General features: G+C 43.1%; 12 protein-coding genes. 5 read left to right on the forward strand and 7 right to left on the reverse strand.

Features of this window, described 5'->3' with window-relative positions; all coding sequences use genetic code 11:
* Nucleotides 1-123: transposase (locus AACW06_RS18160; protein ID WP_192074488.1), on the forward strand; the 123-nt coding region annotated here is incomplete at its 5' end.
* Nucleotides 124-166: 43 nt separating this feature from the next.
* Here the strand turns inward: AACW06_RS18160 and AACW06_RS18165 are convergent.
* On the reverse strand, nt 167-1081 hold the full coding sequence (locus tag AACW06_RS18165; protein ID WP_192076155.1) for a LysR family transcriptional regulator: 915 nt from the start codon (nt 1079-1081) through the stop codon (nt 167-169).
* A gap of 112 nt (nt 1082-1193) precedes the next feature.
* Between AACW06_RS18165 and AACW06_RS18170 the strand changes: the two genes are divergently transcribed.
* The 3 genes from AACW06_RS18170 to AACW06_RS18180 all read left to right on the forward strand — a co-directional run bounded on the left by AACW06_RS18170 (nt 1194) and on the right by AACW06_RS18180 (nt 4053).
* Nucleotides 1194-2345 carry an alanine racemase gene (locus tag AACW06_RS18170; protein WP_192076156.1) on the forward strand — a complete coding sequence of 384 codons (1152 nt, stop codon included), beginning with the start codon at nt 1194-1196 and terminating at the stop codon, nt 2343-2345.
* Between the two features lie 2 nt (nt 2346-2347).
* The gene (locus AACW06_RS18175) at nt 2348-3271 is read left to right on the forward strand and encodes an ornithine cyclodeaminase family protein (RefSeq protein WP_192076157.1); all 924 of its coding nucleotides are present in this window, start codon (nt 2348-2350) and stop codon (nt 3269-3271) included.
* 62 nt (nt 3272-3333) lie between these two features.
* Nucleotides 3334-4053, forward strand: a complete 720-nt coding sequence (locus AACW06_RS18180) for a transposase (protein ID WP_192076158.1) — start codon at nt 3334-3336, stop codon at nt 4051-4053.
* Nucleotides 4054-4230: 177 nt separating this feature from the next.
* Here the strand turns inward: AACW06_RS18180 and AACW06_RS18185 are convergent, their stop codons facing one another.
* The 5 genes from AACW06_RS18185 to kduI are packed head-to-tail and all read right to left on the reverse strand — an operon-like array spanning nt 4231 to nt 8753.
* The gene (locus AACW06_RS18185) at nt 4231-5007 is read right to left on the reverse strand and encodes an IclR family transcriptional regulator (RefSeq protein WP_192076159.1); all 777 of its coding nucleotides are present in this window, start codon (nt 5005-5007) and stop codon (nt 4231-4233) included.
* An 11-nt stretch (nt 5008-5018) separates the two neighbouring features.
* Entirely contained in the window at nt 5019-6326 is a 1308-nt protein-coding gene (locus AACW06_RS18190) for a TRAP transporter large permease (RefSeq protein WP_192076160.1), read from the reverse strand.
* Between the two features lie 6 nt (nt 6327-6332).
* On the reverse strand, nt 6333-6878 hold the full coding sequence (locus AACW06_RS18195; protein WP_202884111.1) for a TRAP transporter small permease: 546 nt from the start codon (nt 6876-6878) through the stop codon (nt 6333-6335).
* Nucleotides 6879-6912: 34 nt separating this feature from the next.
* On the reverse strand, nt 6913-7896 hold the full coding sequence (locus AACW06_RS18200) for a TRAP transporter substrate-binding protein (protein WP_192076161.1): 984 nt from the start codon (nt 7894-7896) through the stop codon (nt 6913-6915).
* Between the two features lie 23 nt (nt 7897-7919).
* The gene (gene kduI, locus AACW06_RS18205; RefSeq protein ID WP_192076162.1) at nt 7920-8753 is read right to left on the reverse strand and encodes a 5-dehydro-4-deoxy-D-glucuronate isomerase; all 834 of its coding nucleotides are present in this window, start codon (nt 8751-8753) and stop codon (nt 7920-7922) included.
* Between the two features lie 131 nt (nt 8754-8884).
* Here kduI and AACW06_RS21100 point away from each other — a divergent pair, with 131 nt between their 5' ends.
* Nucleotides 8885-9235 carry a DUF3626 domain-containing protein gene (locus AACW06_RS21100; RefSeq protein WP_443263763.1) on the forward strand — a complete coding sequence of 117 codons (351 nt, stop codon included), beginning with the start codon at nt 8885-8887 and terminating at the stop codon, nt 9233-9235.
* Nucleotides 9236-9363: 128 nt separating this feature from the next.
* Here the strand turns inward: AACW06_RS21100 and AACW06_RS18210 are convergent.
* Nucleotides 9364-9466 (reverse strand): IS1 family transposase (locus AACW06_RS18210; RefSeq protein ID WP_238336641.1); only part of this gene is annotated, 103 nt, incomplete at its 5' end.

The following is a 9466-nucleotide window of genomic DNA, read 5'->3' on the forward strand; positions in this document are numbered from 1 at the left end:
ACCTGCACACTGGAAGGGATGAACAACAAGATAAAGCTAATCAAGCGAATGGGTTATGGGTATCGAGATACAGACTACTTCTTCTTGAAGATAAAAGCGGCTTTCCCCGGAAAGCCGCGATGAACCTAATAAAACCCATTAATAGTACAAATCCGATAACAACTTACTATCGATTTAACCACGGCGCCTTTTGGCATTGCTCTTTTAGTAGAGATAAAAAGCCGGTGACTCGCGCCGCCCTCTCATGCGCAGCAGAACTCACTAAGGCAACAATATCGGCATTTGGAAGCTCGTAATCAGGTAGCAGTTGCACTAATTTTCCACCATCAATCTGTGACTGAACATCCCACTCAGATCGCATGATGATACCCAAGCCTTGTAAAGCCCAGTCTTTAATCACTCTGCCCTCATTACTTGCAAGAGAAGGACGAATACGAACACTTTCTGTGGTCCCTGACACTGCATGAGTAAAGTTCCACAACGTGACATCTTCATTATTTTCTCTCAAAGCAATACATTGATGCTTATTAAGATCTTGCGGCGTCTTAGGCTGTCCATAACGTGATAAATACTCCGGCGCAGCGCAAACAAAGCGTTTGTTTGGGGCCAAACTCACCATCTTAAGGCTGGAATCCGCTAAGTGGCCAATGTAGATGATAACATCCCATTTATGATGGTTTGCCCAGTTTGGGTTGTCTGACAATTCTAGCTCCACCTCCAGGCGCGGATGAGCTTGTTTATACTCACCCAACAAAGGGGTTATCACATCGTTGCCAAAGCCAAGGGGCGCCAACACCCGTAGACGACCACTGACATCCCCTCGGCTTTCATTGAGCTTATCGGTGAGCTCATCCAAATCCTCAAGGATCGAAATACCCGTATCGACTAAAACACGGCCTTCTTCTGTTAGGCTAACCACACGCGAAGGTCGTTGAAGTAATTTAAGCGATAGCTTCTTTTCGATATGTTGAATACGCTGAGTGACTGATGGCGGCGTTATATTGAGCGCACGAGCCGCATCTGCCAATGTTCTATGGTTAGACACTACCACAAGAAATCGAATATCTTCTGTCGTCAACATTAACTTTCAACCTAATCTATAAGTAGATTTTTGTTAATATAATTCAACTTTCCGCTACTTCATAATCATTTCATCGACATTGAATGTCACTTTGCAAGCTTAGGTAAATGAAATGATTAAATATACTGAACGCCCTGATTTAGAAAAAAAATACAATGCCATCGGCACACCATTTCTCTACTTGGACAAACAAAAATTTTTGAATAATCTCGCTCAAATGCGCAACCATATGTCGAAACTAGGCACGCCACTAAGACCTCACTTTAAAACGGTAAAGTCGTTAAATGCGCTTCCTTACTTAATTGACTCTCTAGAGGCCCCAATCACTGTATCTACCCTTGAGGAAGCGGAACAGCTTGCTAATTATGGTTGTAAAAACATTCTCTATGCCGTCGGTATATCAAAAGAAAAGCTATTACGAGTCGAACTGTTACTGAAACGCGGCATCAGCATTGTAGTTTTACTTGATAGCATGGAACAAGCCGATTTCGTTAACACTTACTGTCAAGAACATGGGTGTGTCATTAGCTGCCTGATAGAGATTGATTGCGATGGACACCGAGGTGGCGTAAGTGCAGACTCCGAGGCCTTGATTGCAATGGCTAAGAGCTTAGATAAAGGTTTTGCCGATTTTAAAGGCGTAATGCTCCACGCGGGCGAGTCTTACCACTGTTCGTCTCAAGAAGCGCTAAATCAATCAGCCAGTAATGAAGTAGCGACTGCACAACTTGCAGCGAAACGCCTCGAATCAGAGGGGATTCATTGCGCAATAGTCAGCATAGGGTCTACCCCAACGGCATGTTCATACACAAACACAAGTGGAATTACAGAGGTCAGAGCGGGCGTCTATTCGTTGTTTGATTTGGTGATGCATCGGCTTGGAGTATGTACCTTAAATGATATCGCAATCTCAGTAGTAAGTAGTGTTATTGGACACAACAAATCGAGGGGACAAATATTTGTTGATGCTGGTTGGATGGCTCTTTCTTTAGATAAAAGTCATGACGAACAATGTTATGGCGTGGTTCTCCAGCCGAATGGTCAAGAGAGCCAAATGCTCAAAGTCGTGCAGGTAAATCAAGAGCACGGCATACTTGAAGCGCATTCAGGAAGCGAAATCGACTTCGGATGTTTTCCCATTGGTTCTCGAGTTCACATTGTCCCAAATCATGCATGTTCTACAAGCGCAATGCACCGTCAATACCATGTCTTTGACTTGGTCGAGGGTCAAATTGAACAATGGCAACGTATCTCAGGGTGGTAAACATGCTTTATTTAGATGAAAAAACAACCGCAGCGTTAATTACTCACGAACTGGCATACAAAGCGGTCAAAGCGGCATTTTCCGCAGTACAAGAGCAGCACTCATCAATATTTCCAGTGGTTAACGCATCAGGTCCGATAGAAGGCTCAATGTTTTCACTCAAATCAGCAAGCACAAATCAATTGCTTGGTTGGAAAATGGGAAGTTATTGGCCTTACAATAACCAAGCTGGGCTACCAAACCATGGTACTCATATCTTTCTTCTCTCACCTGATACGGGAGAAATGAAAGCCATTTTGTCAGCAAGTTTGGTTAATGCCTACCGAACCGCGGCAGCCGATGCCATCGCAGTTGATCTATTGGCGAGACAAGATTCATCGGTACTCGCGTTATTTGGCACGGGTCATCAAGCTAAATATGAAGCGCTTGCCATTTCAAAAGTTAGGAACCTATCTAACGTCCTGATTGTTGGTAGAAACCAGACTAGCGCTAACCAACTGGCGCAAGAGCTAAGCAATGAAGGTTTAACAACTGATATCAAGACTGCTCAAGAAGCCTGTGAAAGCGCAGATATTATTGTCACCGTCACGGCGTCTACAGCTCCTCTATTTGAATCATCGTGGGTGAAGGCTGGAACTCATATTTCTGCAATGGGAGCAGATAAAATAGGAAAACAAGAACTGCCACCATCGCTGTTTGAGAACGCCACCCTCTACTGTGATTATTTACCGCAGTCAAAAACAATTGGTGAGTTCCAGCATGCACCAGATAAAGAGATCTATCAGATCGGTGACAAGCTTCAATTAAAAGAAAGGAACAAAAACGACATTACTATTTTTGATAGCTCAGGAATTGCCTACCAAGATCTTTATATTGCTCAAATAATTTTAGATAAATACCTATCCAAGGAAGATGACCATGAATAACGTTATACCTGTAATCATTGAAGATGCTTGATTTCTCATAAAATCAGGATCATGCACGCACCATGAAAATAATACTGACTCCTCAACAGAAGCAACAACTCGAAGAGATGCACGATTCAACTCATGATGGTCGAGTGCGTGACCGCATCAAAGCGGTTTTACTCGCGTCTGAAGGTTGGAGTCAGGCTATGATTTCTCAAGCTCTTCGCATTCACGAATCAACCGTAGCTCGTTATCTCAGTGATTATGTTCTCTCTGAAAAACTTAAGCCTGAAAATAGTGGTAGCCAAAGCCGACTTTCTGCTGGGCAAACCATGCAACTTATCGAACATCTGACTGATAAAACGCACTTTCATACCCACCAAATTGTCGCTTATGTGCAAGCTGAGTTTGGTATCCGTTATATCGTTGCTGGAATGAACAAGTGGCTACATCATCACGGCTTCTCATTTAAAAAGGAGCATTACCCTTTGGAGCAAAAAGTTCACTTAATTCTTGATGATGCAGCCTATCATCAGTCAAAGCTGGTGAAAAATACAGCAAAAACACTCAATATCGAGCTTCATTACTTACCCCCATACAGTCCAAACTTAAATCCAATAGAGCGGCTTTGGAAAGTCATGAATGAGCATGTTAAGAACAATGTTTATTTCCCCTCCAAAGCAGCATTCACCTCTGCTATCAAAAAATTTTTCGATGTGACGTTACCAGAAGTTGCAGGTTCACTCGTACCCAAAATTACGGATAACTTTCAGATTTTGAAACCTGCATCTTTAAGTTGAACGGGGATATATGTTGATTGGTGTAACCATCTTCAACCCTCATCTTGGCATATTCAAGCTTCTGTTGAGGGGTGATTTGCACTCGTAGTTTTGGTGACATATCAGATTCCTTATAAGTAGCGATAATTATAAGGCTTAAATACCATCCAAGTTAACCGTACCATTACAGAACGGCAATTAAACTACGTTCGGAGTGAGCTTCTGGCTTATAACTTCGCATACCTTGAGCAGTTCGTTTTTTGTTGTGTCAATACTGTCAACAGCATGATGAACAGCTTCGGAGTCCAAAGTGACATAAGGTACAGTCAACACGGCTAAAAACTGGTCACCGATACAAATAGGCGCACTGATATTTGTGATACCAGATATTTGTGGACTTGGGCCGATAAAGTATCCTTTTTTGTATGTGTCAAGGGTGAGTTTCATTGCTCTTGATTGTTCTTCTTCCGTCGCCTTACTTCTTTGTAAAATTTTCTGTTGTTCAAGCTCTGAGCTGAAGCTGAGCAACACAATACCTGAGCCAGATGAGCAAACGTCGTGTTTTGCGCCTACTTTCAAACTAAAACCCATTTTGTATGGGCTTTCCTCTCGAGCAACAACAACCAAATTCAGACTGTCGTAACATGAAATATGACATGATTGGTTTACCTTCTCACTCAGCTCTTTCATCAATGGCTTGGCAATATCCAGCAGTAAGGACTGTGGTGGGTATTGGTTAGCGATTATGAACATCTGCATTGAGAAGGTGTACTCGCCGCTTTCCTCACAATAAGTGACATAGCCACGACGAGCTAGAACAGACAGCACTCGGAAAATTTCACCGACACTACGACCTAGCACTTGTGCGATCTGTTTTTTAGACATAGGTTCTGCAGAGCTAGCTAGTAGCTCTAAAATGTCTAAGCCTTTTTCTAATGCAGGGGCGTTATATTCCTGTCTTGCTGTCTTTTCCAAGTACACATTCCTTACTTCACTAAGCCCATCATTTGAGGGATAGTCATTGATATAGCTGGGATATAGGTGACGGCCATTAGTACCAAGAAGATCACCGCAAAGAATGGTAACAGCGTTTTGATTACATGGTCAATTTTGATATCACTGACCTTACAACCTGTAAATAGGATTGGCCCAACAGGAGGCGTAATGGTTCCTAATGAAAGGTTAAACACCAACAGAATACCAAACTGAACTGGATCCATACCTAGGTTCATACAGATAGGTAGGAAGATAGGGGTAAAAATCAGTACAGCTGGTGTCGGATCCATGAAAGTGCCTACAAACAGCAAGACAACATTAATAATGAGTAGAATAATTATTGGGTTGTCGGTTAATGACAGCAGGGTATCGGCGATGACACCAGGGATCTGAGTAAATGCCATCACCCACGACATTACAGAAGAGGCAGCAATCATAAAGATAACGATAGCCGTCAGCTTTGCAGTGGAAAGAAGGATCTCAGGAAGTTGTTTAACCTTTAGAGCTTTGTATGCAAACCCCAATGCGAGGGAATAAACAACCGCAATCGCAGAGGCTTCTGTTGGCGTAAAGATACCAGCGAGAATACCGCCAATCACAACAACGACAAGCGATAGGCTAGGAACTGCATCAATCAGAAGTTTAATACGCTCAATGACAGTCATAGTGTGCTTGGTCATATAACCACGACGATAGGCCATGATGCCTGCAACGAGCATTACGCCACCACCCCAAAGAAGACCCGGTAGATACCCACCCATAAACAGAGCAGAGATTGACACCGAGCCCGCCACCGTCGCATATACAATCAAGGTGTTGCTTGGCGGTATCAACATGCCAGTCGGAGCAGAGGCAATATTCACTGCGGTACGAAAGGCAGAATCATAACCCTCTTTCTTTTGGATTGGATTCATGATGCTGCCAATTGCAGCAGCAGAAGCAACGCCAGATCCACTGATCGAGCCAAATAGCATGTTTGATACGACGTTAGTTTGCGCGAGCGCTCCCGGAAAGTAACCAGTTACAATACGCGAGCAGTTGATCAGTCGTATCGCTATGCCGCCATTATTCATAATATTGCCGGCAAGAATAAAGAAAGGGATAGCTAGTAGAGCAAAGCTATCAAGGCCAGTAAACATTCGCTGAGCTGCCGTCGTCGTAGCGCCGGCCATTGGCAGAATACTCAACATAGCAGCGAAAGAGGGAAGACCAATACTAATGCTGATCGGTGCTCCCAAAATGAGTAGGAAAATTGCGCCGCCGAACATGATCAGCGCAGCAAGTGTTGCAGCATCCATGAGAGCCTATCCTTTTACTTTGAGTTTTTGAAAGGTGTTGATGAGTTTTATCTGATTGATAGCGAAGTAAAATAGAATCAGTGATCCCGCTATCGGGATGGCTGAGTAGATGATTCCCATAGGGATTTCTAATGCAGAGTCTTGTTGCCACATCTGTCTAACAGAGGCTTTATAGCCGCCTTGCCACATAACAACAAAAGCAAAAATCGCAATCGCCCACTCTGTTACGATGTCAACCAACACGCCAACTCTTGCTGGGAACTTGTCACGAACATAGCTAATAGACATATGTTCTCGAAGTCCGAAAACATAGGCGCCACCAATAAGGACTAGCCACACAAACATATAGCGAGACAGCACTTCACTTACCGCGCTTGGGCTATCAAAAACGTATCGGGTCACAACTTGATACGTAACGAGAATGGTGAGCATCGCCATGATAGCAATACAGGCTCGTTCAACGAACCAATCGATCGCGAACTTCATTTTTTCTACCCAGAAAAGCAGTTTTTCCACTAGTTGTTTCCTCACTGAAACAGGAGCTAAACCCATATTTAGCTCCATAACGTTTAATCAACTTAGGATATTAGCTAAGGTCACCAATCGCTTTCGTTAATGCTTTTTGCGTGTCAGTCTTGATTAGCTTGTTTTGTAGAGGTTTGCAACTGTCTTGAAACTGTTTCACGTCCACGTCAATAAAGGTTGCACCGTTCTCTTCTGCCAACGCTCGAGCATCACTAATCATTGTGTTCCACTTAGCAAACTCATCAAGCGTAGATTCCTTAGCTAGTTTGCGAATGGTAGCTTGATCATCAGCAGGAAGGGAGTTCATAAAATCGTCGCTGATAACGACAAGATCAGGAACCATTAAGTGAGAAGTCTTGCTAAAGTATGGTGCCACTTCGTAGTGCTTCATATCCGCATAAGTGATTTCGTTGTTCTCACCACCATCAAGTACACCCTGTTGAATAGCTGTGTAAACCTCGCCTTGGCTCATAGGTACGCCAGTACCGCCCATACAGCTCAGCATTTCTACCATAGTGTTCGATTGCATTACACGGATCTTACGACCAGCCATATCATCCACTGTTTTGACGTTGTCCTTCTTGGTGTAGATATTGCGCGAACCCGCTGTGTAGGCTGTTAGTACCTCAAAGCCAAACTTCTTAGTTGATGCAAAAAGGTCATCTAACACGCCCGAGGTAAATACTTTTTCTTGATGCTCAATCCCCGTGTAGGCAAATGGCATCCCGATAGCAGTGAAGGTATTGTCGTAGTTTTCAACCAGAGGGTTAGCAACAACCGCCATTTGTACCGCACCCGATTGAACCAATTCTAGAGAAGCACGCTGGTCACCAAGTAGAGCATTTGGAAAAATGGTCACTTTGTAGCGGCCATCGGTTGCAGTCTCAAGCTGCTTACCAAACTCTGCCAATGCCGCATACTGTGGGTGGCTATCAGATTGGTTGAATGCCGCTTTAATCTCAGTCGCTGCAAGTGTCATGGAAGAGAAGCCAATTGCAGCACCAGCGATAGAAGTAAGTAGAGTATTTTTCAGAGTCTTGTTCATGTTAAATTTCCTATTATTATCAATTAAGCCAATGTATCCATTGGAATAAAGTCCATATCGTCGAATGTTTGGTTCTCACCCAACATTCCCCATACAAAACTGTAATTTTGCGTCCCACAGCCAGAGTGAATTGACCAACTTGGCGATAACACTAACTGCTTATCTCGAACTACGATGTGTCGTGTTTCTGTAGGCTCCCCCATCATATGGAACACAGCTTGTTCAGGTTTCACGTTGAAATATAGGTACGCCTCCATGCGGCGCTCATGAGTATGTGCGGGCATAGTGTTCCAAACACTGCCGGGGGCAAGGTGGGTAATGCCGAGGCAAAGCTGGCATGTTTCAAGAACATCTGGATGCAGATATTGATTGATCACGCGTTTGTTTGAAGTCTCAAGTGAGCCCAGTTCCACAACCTTGGCGTCTTGTTGTTTTACTAATTTACTTGGTAGAGCTTTATGGGCAGGAGCGCTCAGTCCGTACACGCATGCCTCACCATCGGTTCGAGAGATCTCAATATGCTTGGAACCAAGACCAACATAGAGAACATCCAGGGCTTTCAGGTTATAAGTTTGTTCATCCACTTGAATACAAACAGAACCAGAGAGACAAGCGAGACCTAGCTCGCGTCGCTCTAGGAAGAACTCTGTACCAAACGATTTGTTATTGATCCAATCTTGTAGCACCAATGGCTCTTCAGTCGGAGTAATCCCCATCGCGACAGTGCGATCAATGTGGCTATACACAATCTTTATCGCAGAAGGTTCGAACAGCTCATCAACCAAAAATTCATCTTTAAGCTGTTGAGTAGTGTACGTCTTCACGTCACTTGGATTTGCAGAATACCTAGTTAACATATCTTTCCTTAGCCGTTGCTGATAAAAATAATATTAACAGTCGTTCTTATATGATCAATGCAATTCACATATGAATGATAGCAAAAGTGATCACAAGCGTTACTATTGGTAAAAATTGAATGAATTTTTTGATGGTGATCTCATTTGAAACTTCGTTTCAAAAATATAACGTAAGGGGTTGTTTTCACCAAAAGTATTGGGCTCTGAATTTTCGAGACTATGACGTTGGGGCGGCACCTCACTTTGGTTCTTCATGTTTAAAGTTAAAATCTCATACACTTGAGAGAACAACATTTTGTTATCCAGATAGCTACTTTAAACCGCAGGATTTTCCCGTTTCAAATCACCTAGAGTCGTTGATATACAAGACGAAGTCTTCATATTCGCGCTTGTTATATGATTACATTGAAGCCCATATCTACAGAGTTATATCTATACAAGATGACATTGAGAGTGTCGTATTAGCTCTCCCACTTCTCTAATCAAACGGTAGTAGGAAAATATTCAAAGGATTATTTGCTCAATAAGTCGTACAGCAACGACACAAATTACGATCATTACCAAGCTCTCGAATAGCAAAAAAAAACGGTCGTGACTCAAATCAGTTGAATTACCAGTAGAACTCCCGCTCGATAAACGTCCCTATAACTTTGTCATGCATCTCTTCTGATTTTGAAAAACCGATCGTTTTACGAACAAGGCGCTTCAATCTT

Origin of the sequence: Vibrio sp. S12_S33 (genome assembly GCF_963889785.1) — a bacterium.
Taxonomy (GTDB): Bacteria; Pseudomonadota; Gammaproteobacteria; order Enterobacterales; family Vibrionaceae; genus Vibrio; species Vibrio aestuarianus.